At 46.1% G+C, this 22,294-nt stretch carries 10 protein-coding genes; 8 read left to right on the top strand and 2 right to left on the bottom strand.

Annotated elements, in window-relative coordinates; genetic code table 11:
* Window positions 1-16: 16 nt before the first annotated feature.
* Both ON006_RS21745 and ON006_RS21740 read right to left on the bottom strand, forming a co-directional pair.
* A complete protein-coding gene (locus ON006_RS21745; protein ID WP_267609901.1) occupies window positions 17-3,157 on the bottom strand; it encodes a DUF6443 domain-containing protein in 3,141 nt (1,046 codons plus the stop codon).
* 48 nt (window positions 3,158-3,205) lie between these two features.
* Window positions 3,206-6,742 (bottom strand): T9SS type A sorting domain-containing protein, encoded by a 3,537-nt coding sequence (locus tag ON006_RS21740; RefSeq protein WP_244824462.1) that lies wholly within the window; start codon window positions 6,740-6,742, stop codon window positions 3,206-3,208.
* A 267-nt stretch (window positions 6,743-7,009) separates the two neighbouring features.
* On the opposite strand from ON006_RS21740, the gene ON006_RS21735 reads away from it, so the two are divergent.
* The 8 genes from ON006_RS21735 to ON006_RS21700 all read left to right on the top strand — a co-directional run bounded on the left by ON006_RS21735 (window position 7,010) and on the right by ON006_RS21700 (window position 22,274).
* Complete coding sequence (locus ON006_RS21735; RefSeq protein WP_244824461.1) at window positions 7,010-7,204, top strand: hypothetical protein; 195 nt, start codon at window positions 7,010-7,012, stop codon at window positions 7,202-7,204.
* 42 nt (window positions 7,205-7,246) lie between these two features.
* The gene (locus tag ON006_RS21730) at window positions 7,247-10,612 is read left to right on the top strand and encodes a SusC/RagA family TonB-linked outer membrane protein (protein WP_244824460.1); all 3,366 of its coding nucleotides are present in this window, start codon (window positions 7,247-7,249) and stop codon (window positions 10,610-10,612) included.
* A gap of 24 nt (window positions 10,613-10,636) precedes the next feature.
* Complete coding sequence (locus ON006_RS21725; protein ID WP_244824459.1) at window positions 10,637-12,295, top strand: SusD/RagB family nutrient-binding outer membrane lipoprotein; 1,659 nt, start codon at window positions 10,637-10,639, stop codon at window positions 12,293-12,295.
* A gap of 287 nt (window positions 12,296-12,582) precedes the next feature.
* Window positions 12,583-15,987, top strand: coding sequence for a SusC/RagA family TonB-linked outer membrane protein (locus tag ON006_RS21720; protein WP_244824458.1), 3,405 nt, complete (start codon window positions 12,583-12,585; stop codon window positions 15,985-15,987).
* A gap of 36 nt (window positions 15,988-16,023) precedes the next feature.
* On the top strand, window positions 16,024-17,664 hold the full coding sequence (locus ON006_RS21715) for a SusD/RagB family nutrient-binding outer membrane lipoprotein (protein ID WP_244824457.1): 1,641 nt from the start codon (window positions 16,024-16,026) through the stop codon (window positions 17,662-17,664).
* 109 nt (window positions 17,665-17,773) lie between these two features.
* Entirely contained in the window at window positions 17,774-19,039 is a 1,266-nt protein-coding gene (locus ON006_RS21710; protein ID WP_244824456.1) for a hypothetical protein, read from the top strand.
* A 38-nt stretch (window positions 19,040-19,077) separates the two neighbouring features.
* Window positions 19,078-20,439 carry a PhoPQ-activated pathogenicity-related family protein gene (locus tag ON006_RS21705; RefSeq protein WP_244824455.1) on the top strand — a complete coding sequence of 454 codons (1,362 nt, stop codon included), beginning with the start codon at window positions 19,078-19,080 and terminating at the stop codon, window positions 20,437-20,439.
* Window positions 20,440-20,495: 56 nt separating this feature from the next.
* Window positions 20,496-22,274, top strand: coding sequence for a purple acid phosphatase family protein (locus ON006_RS21700; RefSeq protein ID WP_244824454.1), 1,779 nt, complete (start codon window positions 20,496-20,498; stop codon window positions 22,272-22,274).
* Window positions 22,275-22,294 lie beyond the last annotated feature (20 nt).

The following is a 22,294-nucleotide window of genomic DNA, read 5'->3' as shown; positions in this document are numbered from 1 at the left end:
TTTAGTAGCTGTCCAATTATTGGGGAGTATTATATACCTTATTCGCTGTTGGATCATTGTTCTTATCAAAAGTAACGATTGTTAACTCACCGTTGAGGCCAGCTTCCAGGACTTTACTTAAAACGTCGGAATTGGAAGCTGTAAAGGAAAGACCGTCACCAATTTCAACTCCAAGCTGGTTATTCGCTAAATCCATGCTAAGAAGTGGGTCGTGCTTTTGAGTCAATTCATTTAAGTTAGTAATTTCTTTACCGTCCAATTTGCCAATCCGCATGGAAACAAGCGCCGATGAAAACGCATGCTTTACTGCATTTTTTACTCCTCCGTCATGAGGCGATTTTGTTCTGTCAGTAGTCTCTCCATTCATTCCGAGACCATTACCCAGTTTTGCTTCCAGGCTTTCACCTTGCAATGCTATTTTCTGAGCCATTAAAGCATTAATGGGGTGCTTTCTGGCATAATCTTTAAAATGCTCTGGAATTTTATTCCAGTCGGACCGATCTTTTATTGATTCTTTGAATCGATTCCAGAGCCCTTGTCCAGGCCACATTCCATCGGGATCGATAAATCTCATAGGGTTATCAAAACCGTAGGTGTATGGGCTCCAACGCCTTCCGTTCTCGCTCATCGGATCCACCACCCCCCACCGCCCCACCTCCGGCATATACATCCTCGCCCCATAATCTACAAGCCCCGTTCCAACCTGCAATTCCTTCCCATTATAAAGAAATCTATTCACATTATTCCTGGCCGAAGGCATCTGCAACGGCGCATCCCGATCAATCTCCAACCCAAAAGGATAATAATCCGTCCGCTGCAAAATTCTCCCCCTCTCATCAAATACCACCCGGACATTGCCCAAATGGTCTTTCAGGAAATAATCAAAACGAATGGTATCCTTCCTGTAAACAGCCTGCCCGTCACTAATGGCCAGCCGCTTGAACACATTGCTTTGGTTATATTCAAAATCCCCCGCATATTTAGCAGTCAATGTATCAGCTACATATTTGTGCTTTGTACCGCTGGCATCGTAGTCATAAGTTAGTGTTTTGCCTGCAATGGTTACTGTTTTGGGCAGGTTTAAATAATTATAAGTGAGCACTGCTCCCCGGTTTCCATCGCTGGTCATGTTGCCATTGCCGTCATAACCATAATTGCTAGCCCCATTCTTCACACCTGTATTACTCCCGGAGCCATCCGTGACGGCCGATAGCCGATTGCCGACGTAAGCATAACTCAAATTATCCAAAACAACCCCGCTCCTGATCAATGTCTTGATATTCCCATTCTTATCGTAACTGATGCCGCCTTCTGTTTCCGCGTAATTGTTCAGTCCTGTAGACCCTAAAAGCCGGTTAGCTCCATCATAGGTAAAAGCCAGCCCTTTTGTAAAAGTGTTTTCTGCTTTACCGCTCCATTGCATCTGGCTGATGTTGCCATTGGTATAGTTGTTCCCGTTGGCATAGCTGAGTGAAAAGTTGTAAAATGAAGAATCTGGCTCGTTTTCTTTGGTTTTGTAAAAAGTCTGTTCCTGGGTAAGCCAGCCACGGATGTTGTGGATGTAGGTGGTCCTTCTGCGGAAATTAATGCCATCATCTGAATGGAACCACTTGTGCTGCAACTGGCCCAATGCATTGTAACGCTGCGCAAGGGTGATAGCTTCCCTGGATTTGCTGCCGTTGACAACCTTTTCTTTCACGCTCAAAAGTCGGTCAGCATGGTCATACTCGTAAGTTTTTAAATGCACATTCGTACCAGTGGAAATGATTTGTTCGGTCTTTTCCTGGGCTATCACGGGTGCCAGATCATATTTATATTGCATTGAAACCCGCTCGATGGCGCCGGCACCGAGATCATACAATTCCCTGACTGTCTGGACAGGCCGGTACTCAGAATCATAGTAGGTTGCGCTGGTCAGCCACTGATTGGCACCTGCCAGCATCCGTGCCCGGCTTCCGGTTTGCAGGCCTTTGGCAGAGTTTATTGCATTGATGCCGTAAGTATTGGCATAGCCCAGGTTAGCTGGTTTTGGGAAAGAGTAATCGTCATAATAGTTGACTACCAGTACATTGGCCTCGACAATATTGGGAAGTGTATTGCCAAGCGAGTAACCAACCCCACCAGCAGCCTTGTCTTCATGGTGCACCTGGTTGGCATTGATACTGGCCTGCCAAGTAGCGCGGCTGGATGCGGAAGCGATCTCGCCAGTCAGTATTGCACGGTTCAATGCATCGTATTTGGTAAATCCCCAAACACCGCGGGCCAGCTGCGCGGCGTCCTGGGAGAGTACCTGCCTGTCGAAGTTATCGTAAACCAGATTTACAATGTCTGCACCAGGTATTTTCTTCACTACCACGCGTCCACGGTTGTCATACTCATACAGGAAAGCGTAGTCAGCGGTGCTGGCATTGTCCTGATACTGGGGCTGCAACACGGACCGAAGCTGGCCATAGTCGTCATATACATAATAAGTAGCCAATATTTCATTGCCGGAAGCAACGGCTTTCCGGCAGACAAGCCTTCCCTGCATGTCCGTAAACTCAGTGCTGATCTTTCCGTTTTCATCGGTGGTTTGAATGCGGTACAGCTTTCCCGCCGCGTAGTCACCATTGCTGCTGACGGTCAGCAGGATATTGACATTGGGTACATAATCGTAGCGTTTTACTTCACCGGCAGTGTTGGCACCGTTACTGATGTTGGCCTGGGTACTTTTGTTGCCGGGAGACCTTTGTGTTAACGGGCGATTTAGTGGGGAAAGCTCAAAACCAGTTTCCGAATAAGGCCTTGCCAGGTCTGCGGGTTCCAAACCGGCTGAATTGGCGGAGTAAAACCCGGCCTGGGCACCGGGAGCAGCAGGCTGAAAAGCACCGCTACCTGCGACCGCATAGGGAAGATATTGTTTCACCTGGCGACCAAAAGCATCGTATTCAATGGGCTGAACAAGATCTGTACCTATCGGACTTTTTCCAACCGTCACATTTTGCAAAGGCCTGCCCAGGCCATCGAGGTACTGAACTTGAATGTTTACTTTGCTGACATCATTGGGATCCGCACCGGTTTGTTTGTAAGCGCGGTTGATGATGTAATTTTTACTGCCCGTCTGTCCAATGCAAAAAATGGGCAAAAGGATGAGCAAAAAGGATAAATTATGCCTCATAGTGATGTGAATTTTACAGTTAATAAATGTTGCGACCGAAAGGCAAGCTTACTTTTTAATGATACGATGAGTACTCACCGCGCCGTTGGTAGCTGTGATTTGAACAATGTAGATTCCTGCCGCCAGGTGACTGGTACTGATCATCCCGTTTTCGGTTTTTCCGGAATAAAATACATTGCCCGACAAGTCGTAAATCTGCACTTGACTAACCTTTTCAGGTGTATCCAGATGCAATTTATCGCTGATGACAGGGTTGGGGTAAACCTTTATACTGTTGTCAAAATGGAGATTTTCAATGTGACTGTATGCGAAAGTGCCATCCGAATCCATCATTTTTAGCCGGTAAAAATTATCTCCGGATATTGGACTGTTGTCTCTAAATGAATAAAATTTAGTTGTGCTGCTTTCTCCATGCGCGGCTATGCTCCCTATTTTGGTCCATTCTTTCCCGTTGATACTGTGCTCGATATCAAACCTTTCACTGTTGGTTTCTGATGAAGTGTTCCACGTCAAGAGTGCTGCGAATTCATCTTTCACGGCCGTGAAACGCACCAGGGTTACCGGCAATGGAGTACTTTTGGAATCGGGCAATAGGAACAAAGGGATAGGATTTATGGTACCGGCCGCTGCGATAACGGCGCAGTCTATTGGTTGCCCGGCATAGTTGTAGCAATAGGAGGCACGAACGGGTCCAGCCGCATTGTTACCGCGGACATTTTTCAAGCGATTGAATGAGTCGTAATCGTAAAATGTGACCTTCCCATTTGCATCGGTCATACTTTTAATCCCTACAAGCGGCTGGTATTGATATGACTTGGTTTGAGCGAATGCAGTATTCAATCCGGTGGTCTCAGCAGACAATAAATTAGCATTGCCTCCATTGACGTGCCATTCCAATCCGGTGACCATGCCGTTTCGGGAGGTGTATTCGGTCGCATAACCCCGGTCTGTGTAGCTATTGAATGTGACTTCCGGAAAAACGGGGCCAGCTACATTGTTTTCGATTCTTTGAGAAGAAATGATGGAAGGTACATATATACAGGGGTTTGAAGTTCCCCAAGCACCCGCGGCGCAAGCGTAATCCGTTTTGCTTGCCACGACAAGGTTACCTTCTTTTGCAGTTTGCAAAATCACCGGGGTTACCACATTTGCATTGGTCATATTTGAGTACGCCGGGAGATCAAAAGGATAGGTATAAGTCGTTTCAATGACCTGGCCTTCACTATTGCTGAATGTTTTTGATTTAGGTAAAAGATAATCGGCCGGGTATTGATAAGTTTCTGTCGTACTGATTCCTCCATTGCTGTTTGCATTTTTTATAACCTGCTTTTGGCTCAGCAAGGCCGAGCCTGTTTTGATTTTATAATCAAACAGCCTGAAAGCGTCCATCGTATGGCCGCACACAAGGTGAGCGAAGGACGGTTCACCGGTGTCAGCATCTATGGTAAAAGGTTCGATGTATTGTGCTTGAAGCGAATCGCGGATTATGTTGGTATACTGGTAAGTTTCCTTTTCAATGGAGGTGTAAGTGCCTCCCAGATGTCCCAGTGTTTCTTTTGAAAGTAAATTCGAGCCCTTCCAGAAATCTACATTCGCCAGATACCTGATAAATGGATTGTTTGAAAAAAACAGACTCGGACTGTCATAAGTGAATACCGTTTTGCCCTGATTGGCATTGACATTGCCAATATATTCGGTTGCATTGGTGTACAATACAGGACTGGTTTGAAAATAGGCTGAACCGTCTACAATATCAGAAGACACTTTGAGCACGTAGGTATTTTCTGCCTCACAGCCACTTTGAAGGGTTACATGTTTGTTCATATAGCCCATTGTCCAGAAACTTTCCGTCTGAAATGGGTTGAGCCGTATAAAACCACAACCCGCACATTGCTCGCCGCCATATTCGTAACTCTTGATTTCCTGCTGGCCTTCGACATGATTGATGATCCTTTTCACACGTAAGCCGCCCGCGCTTGTGGCAGTACTTGCCCACCAAACTTTGTTCCCTTCATATTCAAATTCCGTTGAACCGGCAGTAGGGTAATTGATTTTCTTTAAAACATAGTATTTAGTTGTCGTTTCATTCGCTTCCCGATTGGCAGTGCCCGACGAATAACTGGTTTGCCCGCCGCCTTTACCTGTGACTAATACCTTGTAATTTCCGGGTATTAGACTACCATTAGCATTCATACCATTGTAATACCCCCAATAATCGAGGCCTTTCAAGTCGACAGGATTGTTAGGGGCTGGTTGGGGCGGTTCGTTGTATTCGAAGCTGTGGGTCTCAGATGTAGCACCGGCCGGGACACCAAAACGTTCGAGTTTGGTGAGTTTGTAGCGCTTGACATCGCCTGTGTACATGCCCTGGGAAAAGGAATGTTTTTGCACCAAATTATTGCCAGCATCAAAAACTTCCATGGTTTTCAGTTTATTGCCGTCAAAAGTGGTGGGTGCATTACCGCCTGTTTCATAAGAAAATAACACCTTACCATTCTCCCATTCAATGGACTTAAGTAATGTTACATAATGCGTAGAGGTGATGATCCCCTGTGAGATATTGATCTGTGAGAAAGCGTTTGCGCCAGGCGTAACAAAACTGTTAATAGACTGTGGCGGGTTTCCGATATCAAAGCTGTTGATCTTTCCGAGGTCCGTTCTGTTACTGCTACTATAATAAATCCCGGTTGTATACTTCAATGTAATGTGCTCCTTACCTCCCTGGGAAATGATATCCGTCAGCAACCAGCTGGTGGTAAATGACCTGCCTGCATTCTTCTGATCGGGGTAGGTCGTTTCGATCACATCTACATTAGCTACCGAACGTCCATAGCGATACGTCACGCCATCCTCATCAATTATTTCAAAATGGGTGAAGGTTGAGTTAAAGGAAGCTGCATTCGAGGAAATCTTAATGGGCCGATATGGCACTGTTATCGGTTTGTTAGCACCGGTATAGTTTCCGCTGGCATCGAAAATATTTTTCAGCATAAATTTCCCGCCATCAGAAGGGAAATTGTAATAGAAAATATCCGGCTGTAAATCCGTTCCCGAGGCTGTTTCATCAGCGGCAAGTTGCAATTGATAAAGCCGTCTGTCAGCATCAATAGCATCAATGGTTGTTCCGGTTAGCTGTCCTGCCGGAACTATCTTGGCAGGCGTTGAGGCCAGCTCGTCCGGGTCTCCGATCACAGTTCTGGAAATGCGCCCTCCCGCGTTCAAAGACCAGCCGAGACCAAGTACTCCGCTATTATCCCGTGGTTTGAAACCTGCGGCATGGTAAGACATTGATATGGGCAGTATAAGTTTGCCTGTATTGATTGTAAAAAGAGGAATGTTAATTTCAGGGACACCAGTTACGTGACCCACCGGGTAGTCGCCGTAACGTTGAAAAGAGGCAGACTGCGGGGATGGTGGCGATACCTTGGTATAACCGCTTTCGGCCTGTATCGCATTTTCAGGATCGACAGGCTCTATAACATTGACAGTATCGACAGGTGACTCTGGATCTGATGGCAGCTGAGCCATAGCAGAATGACTGACCCCACTGATAAAAAAGAAAAAAAGAAGGACAAGATGTTTCATAAAAAGTCAAAATGGATGTATAGTTTGGAAATAATACAGATGATGGTTTTCTGTATTTAGACGCCCATTCCAAAATAGGTAACGGCTGTTTGAGAAATATTTCTAGAAATGCGGTGGCCCGGTGTAAATCAGCGAGTATGTGGTGCGAGAGCGCGGGAAGTGGCGTTGCTGAATTAATGCTGTGTTAACTTTTTTAAAAAAAGTATATACGAATAGTCTTTTCCATAACACTGCCAGTATCCTACACAACTAAACCTTGCTAATACTATGTCACTTTCCCGGGCTGAAAAATTGATTAATAAACTGATCAGCAACAAACTCACGGGAGAAGAACTGTCCGAACTGCTGGAAGGCATTACGAGCGAGGAAGACCAGCAAAAATATTCCGATGCGCTGGAGATTTACTTTAACAATCTTTTAAAGGACAATCAATCGAATGGTGAAGCCCCCGAGGGGAAATAGAATTGTAAACCCGATGTATTTAAACCGTTACCCATTTATAGTATGAATTCAGTTTCTACATTTCGTAAATTTTTACTGCGCACACGCTTTGCCATTGTTCTGGCGGTGGTACTCGCCTCTGCGGCTGAGGCACAGGTAGTGAAAGGAAAAGTTACCTCCAGAGAGGATGGTACTACTATGCCAGGTGTTAATATTCTGATTAAGGGCTCGCAGACTGGAACGAGCACCGACGCGTCTGGGGCATATTCGCTGGAAGTTGGCCCAGGAAATCCCACACTTGTATTTTCATTTGTTGGTTATGTTCAGGAAGAAGTTTTGGTGTCAGGCCGCAGCGTTATCGATGTAGCTATTGCGCCAAGTGCTGAAAACCTGAAAGAAGTAGTGGTGACAGCCCTCGGCATTAGCAGAGAAGCCCGGTCGCTGGCTTATTCGGTGAGTAGCATTAAAGGAGAGGATATGGTGAAAGCCGGTAACCCGAACCTTTTGAAGTCGCTCGACGGTAAAGTGAGCGGTGTGAACTTCACCAACCTCAGCAGCGACCCTACTTCGTCAGTATTGGTCAACATCCGGGGAACTACGGCTATGCCTACTACAAGCAATGGCGGTACCAACGTATCCATCAGATCGCAACCACTTTATGTTATCGACGGTATCCCGGTGGGCACGCAGTCATTTACACAAAAAGACGGTGTCGATTTTGGTAACATCCTTTCTCAGCTCAACCCGAACGACATTGCTTCGGTAACGATCCTGAAAGGCGGTAGCGCGGGTGCATTATATGGTGCAGAAGGCGGTAATGGCGTCGTGATGATCACAACCAAGTCGGGCAAGGGTGCCAAAAAAGGCCTGGGTGTTTCATACAACAGCATGATAAGCGTTGAAAAACCTTACCAATTCATTGAAAGCCAGACCGAATTCGGTCAGGGCGAACGAGCGTATGAATGGCAGTATGACAATACTGATACCTGGGGCCCTAAGCTGGATGGCAAGTTTGTTTCAGACTACTGGGATGTGAAATCAAAGGCGTGGAAAAATGGTCCGATGGTATCATCAAATGAAAACCGCGTGAAGGCATACCTTCAAACGGGAAGCACATTCAGCAATAGCGTAGGCGTTACAGGAAATTATGAGAAAGGCTCTTTCCGGCTTTCTTTATCCAATATGACCAACCACGGGGTAATGCCTAATACCAAAACCCAGCAGAAATCGGTCACCTTTAACTCGCAGTACAACATCACCAACCGTGTCTCAGTGTCGGTGAATGCGAGTTATATCAATACATTCAATCCTAACAAAGCCAATACAACAGGTTCAAACAGCGTTCTGAACAGCTTGTTGTTCAATATGCCAAGCAACCTTCAGCCGCTCAGCGATATGAAAAGCTACTGGATGGATGGCTTTGAAGGCGTACGTCAGAATGGTGCCCTCATGAAAGATAATGGTATCGACGTCGCTGAAAGCAATCCATGGTGGACTACTTATGAGAAAATCCACCGTTTCGGCCGTGACAATTACTTTGGCAAGATCCAGTTGAACTGGCAGCTTACTGATAACCTGTCCTTCTTGCTCCGTACAGGTACTCAGAACGTGAAAGAAAACTATGAGCTTCGTAAATCATGGGGTGACAAAGGCGATGCTTACGGTCAGTATGTACAGGGATCGAACAGCAGTGTGGAAGCCAATACGGACGCTATCCTGACTTACAGCAAGAATTTCGGAAGACTTTCCCTGACTGTTGCGGGTGGTGGTAACTATCGCTACACCAATTCGAGCAGCATGGAAATTTCCGGTGGTGACCTGAACTCTCCGGCATTATTTACACTTGCCAACATTAAAGCTGGTACGATGACTGTCGGTGGAGATCCTTTCATTACAGAGAAATCGATGAGCGTTTACGGAACAACCACCGTGGGATGGGACGACAAATTCTTCCTGGACGTGACCGCCCGCAATGACTGGAAAGGTATCCTGGCAGAAGAAAAAATACATTACTTCTATCCATCGGCTTCATTTAGCTGGCTGGCTTCGGAAACATTCAAATTGCCTGAGGCATTCAACCTGGTGAAATTCCGTCTCGGACTTGCAGATGTAGGAAATGGTTTGGTAAGACAGCGTTCTATCGACACTTACAGCTACGACGCAAGTCCATGGGGAGCGATCAACACGGTGTCGATGAATGCAAGATTGGTTGATCCGAATATTCGGGCACAACACTCAGTTACACAAGAGGCCGGTCTTGATCTTGGCTTGTTCAGAAACAGGGTAAAGTTTGATTTTACTTACTTTATCAAAACCCAAAAAGATCAGATCGATAACATTCCGCTTCCAAAAGGATCGGGTTATACGGGAATGCTGACAAACATTGGTGACGTTCGCAGCAAAGGATATGAATGGGGACTGACTTTTACACCGGTTAAAACTGCTAATTTCTCATGGGATGTATCAGGCAGCTTTACACATTATAAAGCTTCGATCATTGGCTTATCCAGCGTTTTTGCACCAAATGGCTATGTGTTCGCAAGCTATGACGGTAAGACGAAAGTGAAAATTGCAAAAGGTGAGACAGTTGGTAACATCTACGAGGAAAATCCTATTCTTCGCGTAAAATCGGGTAAATATGCTGGCATGCCTTTGCTGGACAGCGACGAAGGAAAGATCCAGAAATCGTCTGACGAACGTGACCGTGGCCAGTTAGGTAACTTCAATCCCGACTTTATCTTCGGCCTTAACACGACCCTGCGTTACAAGCAATTCACATTGAACATGGTAGGTAGCCTAAGAAAAGGAGGTAAATACATCTCGGTAAATCAGCAATACCTTGAATCGAACGGACGTGCGATCACTACATTGGGCTCAGGCGATAACAACCAATGGTGGGTAGGTGGCCGCGATGCGGAACATGGTGGTATGGTTTGGCCAGCGGTAGGTGCTAGTCAGTATGAGGCTATCAATAACAATAATGATGGCAAACGGTCTGATTTCCAGGATGCTAGTTACGTAAAAGGCGTGTTCCTGAACCCGGCTTACGAAGGCAAGCCTGAGGATGCAAAGGAATCTGACTATATCGTGAATGGAGCTGACGCTAAAAACACTTTCTATGATTTCCCTTACAATGGCTATGGTGATGTGATCTGGAACTTTACAGCAACCCGTACCTACGATGCAACGAATTTCAAGATGCGCGAAATTTCCCTCGCCTATACTTTGCCAACAGCATTGACAAGACAATACAAGCTGAACAATGTGACCCTGGCACTGGTAGGACGTAACGTATTCCAATGGAACAAGTCGGGCCGTCATGAGGATCCTGAGTCAGCGTTCAGCGGCGTAGGAACAAACCAGGGGGTTTTGAGGGCAACACTGCCAAGTATCCGGTCGTACGGCTTCAAACTATCTCTTGACTTTTAATTACCATTTTCATTCAGAATTAACATGAAATCGATAAAAATATTTGCCATAGTTGCAATCGCCGGACTGTTCTCCTGCAGTGACGATGAGCTCCGTACCTACGATGCATTGCAGCAGAAAGACGCCATTGAATCCGTTAACGATCCTTACCTGCTGGCGTCGATCATTAAAAAGACTGCATTGTTTTACCAGAAAATGGGGTACGATACCCGCATGCTGCCTGGTGCAGTGCAACACATGGGAAGCAATTACCAGAGTGGCGACAACTTCTACTCAGGGTTCAAATCGCCGGTAACGGACATGTATACTTCGATGGAAATCCTGAAACTCATCGACGGCTCCATCGGGCTTGCGGAAGATCGGGGCTCCAAAACACACGAAGGTATTTTCAAGGTATTTCGCGTGTTGCTTTTTTCTTACATGACTGATTTTTACGGTGACGTATATTACTCAGAGGCACTTAAAGCAAGAGAGGGAGTTCTTTATCCGAAGTATGATAAACAGGTCGATATTTATAACGGGCTTTTAAAAGAACTCGACGATGCCAATGCATTAATGGATGCTGGTACCGAGACGGTTTCAGGAAGCTATGACCTGATGTTTGGAGGAAGTAAGGAGAAATGGAAGAAGTTTTCGAATTCGCTGAAACTGAGATTGCTCATGCGCGCATCAAACAAATTGCCGGATGCCGGTGCCCGCATTGCGGCGCTTGCTAATGCCCCGGTATTGAGCGATCCTACTGACAATGCTTCTATTTCTTATATAGGAACAACTGGCCCAATAGGTAGCGACCCGGGAAACTCCTGGACAGGTGGCCCGCTAAACTGGGGTACTATCGACAACTTTGATACCCGCAGACCATGTAAGACGCTGATCGACAAGCTGACAGAGCTGAATGACCCACGTATGCAAGTATGGTTTGCGCCGGTGGAAAAACCCTGGACAAGCGATCCCGCAAAGCATGGCGTGAGTTTCACAACCACAGATCCAAACGGATATACCTATACATCTACGTGGGAGTACATCGATCGTAAGAACAAGGACATCGCGGCTTATGCGACTAAGGAGATCCTGCTTGATTCGAACAAGGTGTATGCAGGTTTTGTAGCTGGTATGCTAGCGGACTGGAAAAATGGAAACGGTCATTACGATGTTGCTGCCGGTGGAGCAGTTGGTAATTTCAAGGTTTCCAAATTCTCTAAGTTGTTCAGGGAAAACAAACATTCACTGCTTAAAGCCATGGTGATGAACAGCGACGAAGTACAGTTTATTCTGGCTGAGGCGGCTGCAAAAGGCCTTATTCCAGGAAGCGCCGACGCTTATTACCGCAAAGGGATTACAAATTCACTTTTACGCTGGGGAGTTAACCAGGTTGCTGTGGATAAATACCTGGCACAGGCTGTTGTTGCGCTACCAGCGGACAAAGCAGGGCAACTTGCAAAAATTGCCGATCAGAAATGGATCAGTTTGTTCCTCGTGTCATCAGAAGCTTATCTGGATCTTCGCCGCACGAAGTTGCCGAATATATTTAGCAATGGCCGTTTGAGCGGATTCCCATTCCCGGAACGCTATCGCTACCCGGGTGACGAGCTTGGACAGAATAAGCCGGCGTACGACCTGGGCGTGTCTTCACTGACTCCGGCGGTTGACGATCAGTTTTCAAAAATGTGGTTATTAAAATAACTTGAATTGTTCAGGCAGGGAGGTCAAAACAGCGCCCTGCCTGAATAAATAATGCAAACCCTCCTCTGTTATATATAATAGTTTTGAATAAATTAAAAATGAGGTACTTACGATAGTACTTAAGTTGGAATACCAAGTAATGTAGATAGGATTAAAAGAGAAGGGTAATCATTTACGCTGTATAAATTCTTAGACGCTAGTTATATAAGTTTTTCGGGCTGTTGAATTCTTTAATAAGCTCTGTTTCAGTAATAATGCATGTGACAATCACCTTAAACTCAAAACTTATGGATCCAAATTCTATTATTGGCCTGCGTCGAACACTATGGTGCTTCCTCGTAGCGGTATTAATGGCGATGCCTGACTTTTCGCAGGCTTCCGGTGCCCCCAGACTGGACAAGACTATTAAAGGTAAGATCACGGCAAAGACCGATGGTTCGGCCATGCCCGGTGTGAACATTATCGTCAAAGGTACGCAAGTCGGTACCTCGTCCGATGCCTCAGGTAATTATTCTATTACAATTAGTGACCAACCCAGGCAGGTACTGGTGTTCTCTTACATTGGTCACGAAACCCAGGAAGTAACTGTTGGAAATGAGTCAGTTATTAATATTTCGCTAGTAGAAGGAGCCGAAACACTGGGCGAATACGTCGTTACAGCCCTCGGCCTTTCGCGTGAAAAACGCTCATTGGGTTATTCTGTGGGAGAGATCGATGGCAAAGACATCAGTCGGGTAGCACAGGAAAACGTATTGAATTCGATGGCCGGCAAAGTACCGGGCGTAACCATCAGCTCAACCGGCGGAACAGGCTCCTCAGTGAGTATGATCATTCGCGGCGCGACCTCGCTAAGTAATGATAACCAGCCACTTTTCGTGGTAGACGGTGTGCCCATTGCCAACACTTTGAACAACGTTAGCCAGATCGGTAATGACAACCGCGTGGATTATGGTAATGCAATTTCAAGCATTAACCCTGACGATGTGGAAAGTGTATCCATTCTGAAGGGGCCGAACGCTGCTGCCTTATATGGTTCGCGCGCAGGCAATGGCGTTGTCCTGATCACTACAAAAAGCGGAAGCAAATCGAAAAAAATGACGGTGTCGGTCAATTCCAATACGGTTTTTGACAGACCTTATAGATACTTGAACATGCATTCCAAATTTGCGACAGGTATCCTTCCATTTACACCCGACAACAACCCATATCCAGGCGGAGTCCTGATGATTGAGGAAGGTTCGGCCGGTGGTGTAGGTCCTGAGCTGGACAAAGGCTATAAGGCAATACAATGGAACAGCCCGAAAGATGCAAACGGCAATCCTATTGCAACCGAGCTGGTTTCCCACCCGGATAACGTTAAAAACTTTGTTCGCACCGGTATCACCACCACAAATGGGGTCTCTATTGCCAACAGCACAGATCTGGTATCATACCGTTTGTCGTATTCGAACATGACCAACAGAGGTATCATCCCGAATTCAGACTTGTTCCGTAACTCGCTGAACATGAACTCATCGGTGAAGCTCAGCAAAAATGTGAGAATTAGCAGTAACATTGATTTCAGCCGCAATAATTCCAATAACCGCCCCGCTACGAACAGGGGAGCAAACCCATTGCAATGGGCGTATGCAGTTTCCCCTCATATTGATATCAGAGATTTAAGAGACTATTGGGTACCTGGGCAGGAAGGTCTGCAGCAACTGTCGCAAGCAAAGGGCGCATATAACAACCCTTATTTCCTTGCTTATGAGGTGAATAACGGCTTCGTTCGTGACCGTGTATTTGGTAACATGAAGGCCGACTGGCAGATCACCCCACATTTGAGTTTAATGGGACGGTACTCTTTGGATACTTACCGCGAAGAACGCGAAACCAAGATCGGCAACAGTTATACTAATGACAGCCGTGGTGCTTACGGTGTGATCAATTTGTCGAGATTTGAGCGTAATGCAGACTTTCTCGCTACTTATAAAAGAGACGTGAGCGATTTCAGCGTATCGATTTCGGCAGGTGGTAACTCACGTTATCAGAAAAATACTGACATCAGCTCAGCTACCAGAAATGGTACAGGTTTGATCATCCCAGGTCTTTTCACGATTTCCAACATTGCTCCTGCCAGCCTTAGTTACGGAAATTACAAATCAGAACGGGCGGTGTTCAGTGTGTATGGTTTGGCTAACTTCGGGTTTAAGGACATGGTTTACCTGGACGTTACAGCTCGTAACGACTGGTCCAGCACGCTGCCAAAGGCAAACAGATCCTACTTTTATCCATCAGCTTCGCTTAGCTTATTATTGAATCAGGCACTTCGGATGCCTAATCAGATCAGCCTGCTGAAACTGAGAGGTGGTGTTGCCCAGGTAGGTAATGACACAAATCCATATAGCTTGCTGGCAACATTAGGCAATGCAGGCGCATGGGATGGCATAACCAGACTGAGCAAATCAGGTACTATTCTGCTACCTGATCTGAAACCTGAAATCGCTACATCTTACGAGTATGGCCTGGACCTGAACATGTATGCCAACAAGTTGCGTTTTTCAGCCACTTATTATCAGGTTGAAAATCGTAACCAGATCATCCCAACCAAACTTCCCGGGTCAAGTGGATTTAATTCTAAAAACATCAACGCCGGTCTGCTTGTCAGCAAAGGTCTTGAATTGACATTGGGAGGAACACCTATTGATAAGGACGGATGGAGATTGGATGTCAACGCCAACTGGTCTAGAAACCGTACCACTATCAAATCGTTGTCAGATGGACTTGACCTCTATACGCTCTGGACTGACGCAAAAGGTGGTGCCTGGACGTATGTTGGAGACAAGATCGGAGATTTGTATGACTCGGAGATCGTAACTGTAGAAGACAAAGCATCGCCTTACTTCGGCTACCCAATTCTTGACGAAAACGGATCGTGGCAGAGTATTGCGGCTGCCAGGACCAAAAATAAGATCGGTAATTTCAATCCGGACTTTATTCTGGGAATGCAAACTTCACTGTCTTACAAAGGTTTCAGCCTTAATATGACATTCGATTGGAGAAATGGCGGAGACTTCGTATCACAGACTTACCGCTACGGTGAATCGGATTTGAAATCACAACGCTTCCTGGATAACCTGATCAATCCAAACGGAATGACCGGCGATCAGCTGAGAAACTACCTGGTTGACAACAATAAGGTGATCATTGAAGGTAACAAGTTCAACATTGTGGGTGGGCCGACAGCTGAGTATGGCGGATTCCCATTTGAATACGGTGGAAATACTTACAACTATGCCGTGTTTAACCCGGGTGTAATTGCTGAGTACAATTCAGAAGGCGAGATCACTGGTTATACCGAAAATTTAGGTGGTGCCGGTACTAAGTACATTCCTTACGGAGACAATTATCCATGGGATTTCACCCGTGCCGCTACATTTGATGCATCTTTCGTAAAGCTTCGTGAAGTTTCCCTGGGCTATGATCTGCCAAGCGCATTTGTGAAAAGAATCGGCCTGCAAAATGTAAATGTTGCCGTGTACAGCCGTAACATTATCTTGTGGACAAAAGCCAAGATTGGTATTGACCCTGAAATGGCATTCCAACAAGAATCCGGCGCTCAGGCAGGAACTCAGTTCAAGCAAGGAATTGAGCGGTACAATGTAACTCCCTGGGTGATGCCAATCGGTTTCAAACTTGGTCTAACATTCTAAAAACAGTCACATAGTCTATTTAATATAAATAAACTCATGAAAAAATTGATCAAAAAATCCATCATATTCCCGTTGCTGGCGACGATGTTGATCTTCTCTTGTAAAGATCTGTCGGAGCTCAACGAGAACCCGAACGGAGTAGGGCCAGAAAGTGTAAATCCCAACTTGGTCATGCCTACGGTGCTGACAGAGGTGGCCAAAAGCTATGTAAACCTGGGTTATCAGGATATCGCGGGTGTTGTTCAGCATACACAAAAGGACGCGTGGTCCAGCGGGCATAATGATTATGACTGGAGTAATCAGAGCTGGAATGGTTACTACGATATTTTGAGAAACAATGATCTGTTTTATAACAGGTCTGTCGAGCTTAATTTTGAATTCCATCAGGGAGTATCACTAGTCATGAAATCTTTCGTTTTTGGATTGATCACTGACCTTTGGGGAGATGCGCCTTATACCAATGCTCTAAAAGGAGAAGCCGGAGCTGTTGGTGATATTTTGCCTGCATTTGACGGCCAGGATAAAATTTACGCCGGAATTATTGCCGATCTTGAAAAAGCCAACACATTGCTTTCCAAACCCAAAGCCGAATACGAAGGTATTGTTGACAATGTGGATGTGTACTACGGTGGCGATCCAACGAAATGGAGGAAAATGGCAAACTCGCTGCTGCTGCGTTACTATATGCGTTTGTCGGTAAAACAGCCTGATATTGCCAAAGCAGGAATTGAGAAAATCGTTGGCAATGCTGCACAGTATCCTATCATTACGACCAATTCCGAAGATGCGACCATGGGTTTCCCTGGTAACAGCGATGCCGATGCGTGGCCTGCCAATGCGGTGTTCGATGCGAGTGGAAGCAACTATCGTCGTATCAAAATGTGTGCGACATTGGTTGAAAAATTACAGACATTGAAAGATCCGCGCCTGGGTATCTGGGCTAATAAAGTGGAAGTGCCCTTAGTTGTGGACGCTACACAACCTGCCGGAACTGACAAAATTGTAGACGGAAAAAGGATTTTATCTCCGGAAAAAGTGAAAAATACGCTGTACGATACAGATCCTGAGTACGTTGGGCTGCCACCAAGCTTCTCTGCTTTGCCATCAGCATACAACCTCAACCCGACTCCCGGACAAACATCGTTTAACCCGCATGCATCTTTCCTGAATAACATTTACAAAGCGGCAAAGGGACCACTGCTCCGGGCACGTTTGATCTCGGCTGCCGAAGTGCATTTCATTCTGGCCGAAGCGGCATTGAAAGGATGGGCTGCTGGTGTTGCGAAAGACCACTACGAAGCTGGCATCAAAGCATCCATGGATACGTGGACAGTAGGGAGTTCCTACACAGCCTACATTGCTACGCCTGGTGTTGTTTTTGATAAAACGATCAAGCAAGTTTTGGAACAAAAATGGATCGCCAGCTGGACAGCCGCAACCGAAGCCTGGTTCGATTTCAGAAGAACGGGTTTTCCAGAGTTGAAAGCGGGACCTGCTGCCAAAAGAGAAGTGCTGCCGGTTCGTTTCTACTATATGCAGGATGAACTTCAAATCAATAAGGCCAATGCGGAAAGTGCGGTGAGTAAGCTGGAAATCACCAGTTATTCCCAGGCCGACAAAGGAAATAGTGCATGGTCTAAACAATGGCTTATACAGGGAACTGCAAAGCCCTGGTAATATTTTTTTGGTGGAGTAATTGAAACCGGGGCTGTCCAATGTGTACCGACAGTTCCGGTTTACTTTTGAAACGCATAAAATTTTGAAACAAATTCCTAAACCCTTTACAATGAAAGCAAGAATCATACTTATTCTCAGCCTGGTTTTTATTATTCCGCAAGTGATGTATGCCCAGCATTTCAGGGCTGCTGCTGCGGTCAGGATCATTACACCTGATCCGCTACTGCCAGTTTCTGGCGGGATTGGGACACCGAAAAAAGCGACTGAGAAAAATGGTGATCTGTACGCAAGAGCATTGGTACTGGAAAAAGGCAATGTCAGAATTGCTGTCGTGAATATAGACAACCTGGGTTGGCCAGCCGCATTAGGCAACAAATCCAGGGCATTGATTAAAGGTATCGCCCCCGAAAATGTATTGATCGGCGCCACGCACACGCACAGTGGGCCCGATGCTTACGGTTTCCCCAACGAAAAGGGAGAATCGTTCGCAGACCTGAAATACCTTGATTACTGCACCAAGCAAATCGCGGACGCAGTAAATGAGGCCGTTAAGAACCTCGAAGATGCCTCATTGAAAATCGCAGTAGGCGAGGCCAAAGGCAAAATTGCCTATAACTATTACGCGGATCAGCTGTACGATCCACGTTGCGGAGTGATACAAGCAATAGCTACATCGGGCGCGAAAAAAGGGAAAGCCATCGCCACATTGGTAAACTACGCCGTACATCCGGAAGTGATCGGTTCAGGCAGAGGTATTCTGAGCCCCGATCTCTGCGGGCCACTTTATGACCGGATCGAAACGCAGGGAGGAGGTATTGCGGTGTTTATGAATGGTGCACAAGGAGGAATGGTTACTGCGGATAACCGTCTGGAAAATGGCAAAGAAGCAAGTGACTGGAACGAATGCAAACGGATCGGTGAGCTGCTGGCTGATGAGGCATTGCGGATCGTGAAAGATGCGCCATTACAAGAAGACCCGCAATTGTACTGCGCGGCAAAGAAGATCGAATTTCCGGTAGACTCGGAAATCATGCGGTATATTCTCAAAAAATCACCGATTGTAAATGAAATAACAGGCGATAACCGGGTAGTTACGCAGCTCAACCTGCTGAACATCGGCACGGCCCAGGTACTGAGCATTCCCGGAGAAGCATTGCCCAACATTGGTTTTTACGTAAAACGCCATATGAGCACGAAACAGCCGTTTTTGTTTGGTTTAACCAATGATGCCTTCGGATATATGCTGACGAAAGTGGATTTCCAAAGCTTCAAAAGATACGACTATGTGAGCCGGACGAGCCTGGGGGAAATGACCGGGGAAATTTATATAGAGCAAGCACTCAAACTAATTCAGGAAAGTCCTAAACCACAGTAAATTAAATAACCTTAGCCAACTACTAAAAGCTTCAATCTATGTCTGTGAAAATGATCAAGATCACATTGAAATTACTGCTGATCCAGTTTTTGTTTGTATTTACCTCCAATGCTCAGAAAAAGATCACTCCCGAAACTGCATTGGAAAGTTACCTGAACAATGGTGATAAAACCTTCAAATGGGAGCTCAAAGACTCATTTACAAAAGAAAACCTTACTTTTTATAATGTACTCGTTACGTCGCAGAAGTGGCGAGAATTTATCTGGACGCACCAGCTGACCATTATCGTTCCAAAGGACAACCAGCATGATGATGCCTTGCTTTTCATAACTGGTGGTTCTAATACAGACGGCCTTCCGAATTGGAATGGTAAAAAAGACGAGAAGATGTATGCGTCGCTGGGCGAGGTGGCGAAAACCAATCACGCTATTGTGGCTTTGCTGAAGCAAACACCTAATCAGCCGTTTTTCGGGGATTTGACCGAAGATGCATTGATTTCATATACGCTGCACAATTGGAAAAAAGATAAAGATTATAGCTGGCCGCTGCTGTTTCCGATGGTTAAAAGCGCGGTGAAGGCCATGGATGTGGTACAGGAGTTTTCAAAACAAAAACTCAATCATACCGTGAACAAGTTCGTAGTGACGGGTGCCTCCAAACGCGGCTGGACTACCTGGCTCACAGGCGCAAGTGACAAACGGGTGGAAGCGATAGCGCCAATGGTGATCGACGTGCTGAATATGCCGGTTAGTCTCGACTATCAGATCAAATCCTGGGGTGATTACAGCATTCAAATTGAAGATTATGTAAAGCTGGGCATTCCGCAATCGACTGGTTCTACCGACGGCGAAGCAATCACAAAAATGATCGATCCGTACTCATACCGCGCCAAACTGACCATGCCAAAAATGATTTTTATGGGCACCAATGACGAGTACTGGGTGGTGGACAACATTAAAAATTACCTGGACAAAATCCCCGGCAACAACATGCTGCATTATGTACCGAACGCGGGACACGACTTGGGTGATGGTACGCAGGCGATGCAGGCTTTGAGTGCTTTCTTCGGAGCTACGATTACCAAAAGACCTTATACCGAATGCAAATGGACACAATCGGTGGCTGGTAAGGAGATCAAGCTGGATATTAAAGCGACTTCTGATGCATTGGTTGACGTCATTCTTTGGTCGGCCAGTTCGACGGATCAGGATTTGCGTAATGATACCTGGACGAGCAAAAGCCTTGGTATAAGCAGTAAGTCAGCTGTGAAGGTGACCGAAACATTTCCTGCAAGTGGCTTTCGGGCATTTTATGTGGATTTGAAATACAAAACACCCAAAGGCGACACTTATACAGAAAGCACAAGGGTTTTTCTGACAAACAGTAAAAACGTTCTATAAACTAAGGTTCCTGAAAGAGTAAATTGGCATTGATATAGTTGAAAATACTAGCCCTGATGAAAATAAAATATATACTGCTGCACGGACTGATCATGTCCGTAGCAATGATGGCTTGCCAAAAACAGGAGCAGCTCCCGACCGGAACTGTGAAGGAAGTGGTAGATAATACTGTGACACGGTTTTACAAAACGCTTAAACCCGCACAGCTCGACACCATTTCGGATGCTTATGTGCTTGGGTTTCTCAATGATGAGGAAAAGGCAGTTTTGGCAAAAAAATTCTGGACATTCGAGGCTAATGTACCGGTGACGGTTTCACTGATGCGGCATACTGAGCAGAAAATACTGCCTTTCTGGTTGGAAAGCAGTGGTTTTAAGAAGACCTCGATGCTGGTCAAAAATGAAGAATTTACCTATGAAGTATGGCAAAGGGATTTTGACAAAGGCGCCGTCGGGCTCGGAATCAATGGATTTGACATGCACCGGCCCGTCTATTTTATCAGTGTTGCTCCGCAAAACAAAAGTGACAAGCTTGAAATTACCAATGTCGCGCCTGCCGAGTACAAACTCGACACGATGCGCGTCGGCGCATTTACCTATCATGACTGGGACGGCCTCGTGCTGGACGAAGTTCCCGACCAATTAAAAGGACAGGTGCTTTTCACAACGGTACGTGGCAGGGCACGCGAGGCCCATCTCGTGCATGCATTCAGGACAACGGACACGCCGTCTTCTACCGAGCCAGATCAGGTAATGCTGACATGGAGCGGCGACCCCAAGACCTCGGTTAATGTGCAATGGAGGACGAGCCCTGAAATAGCATCGGGGAAGGTTAAATACTGGGTGCCGGGAAGGCAGGATACGGTCAGTATGGACGCCTCAGTCTTTAAAATGGAAGACAGACTGCTACAAAATGACCGGTACGTGAACCGTTTCACAGCCAAACTAAAAGACCTGAAACCGGGGACGACTTACCAGTACGCCATCGGAACAAATCCGAACAAATGGTCGGCGCCTACGTCATTCAAAACAGAATCTGCACAAAATGACGGCTTTTCATTCATATGGTTTGGCGACACGCATTTCTCGCCCATTTGGGGAGATATGGCTAAGAAAGCGGTGAAACGCCATCCCGAAACAGCATTCTTTTCAATAGCGGGAGACCTGGTGAGTACAGGATTGCACCGCGATCATTGGGATCAGCTCTGGGACCATAGTAAAGGAGTTTTCACTGGCAAATCGCTTATGCCGGTTCCGGGAAATCACGATAGTCAGGACGGACTTGGGGCGTGGATGTACAAAGAAATGTTCAGCCTGCCGGAAAATGGCCCGGCTGGACAACCCTCGGAAATGACGTATGCATTTAATTATCAGAATGCGTTGTACCTGATGATCGATGCGACGCTGTCGGTTCCCCGGCAAAGTGCTTGGGTGGAGGAAAAACTCAAAAATTCCGATGCCAAATGGAAGTTTGTAATGTTTCATTTTCCACCTTATAATTTCGAAGAGCCATATGATGAGATCAAGAAAGAATGGTGCACGCTTTTCGACAAATACCATGTGGATATGGTTATGAACGGGCATATGCATTATTACCTCCGCACGAAACCAATGAATGGCGATAAAGCTGTTGCTACCCCGGCACAAGGCACCATTTACACGATGTCGATCAGTATTCCCGGTAAGCAGGTGCGGTGGCCGGATGAAGAATATGCGGTAGTGAGGTACAAAGACGGCCCGCTTTATCAGCACATGACGATCAACGGAAATACGCTCTCCTACAAATGTTATACCCCCGACGGTGAGGTGAAGGATGAGCTTATCATTACCAAGTAGTTTTCAATAATTTCAATTAT

Origin of the sequence: Dyadobacter pollutisoli (assembly GCF_026625565.1) — a bacterium.
Lineage (GTDB): Bacteria > Bacteroidota > Bacteroidia > Cytophagales > Spirosomataceae > Dyadobacter > Dyadobacter pollutisoli.
The sequence above is the reverse complement of the archived record's forward strand: the minus strand, read 5'-3'. Positions and strand labels throughout refer to the sequence as shown.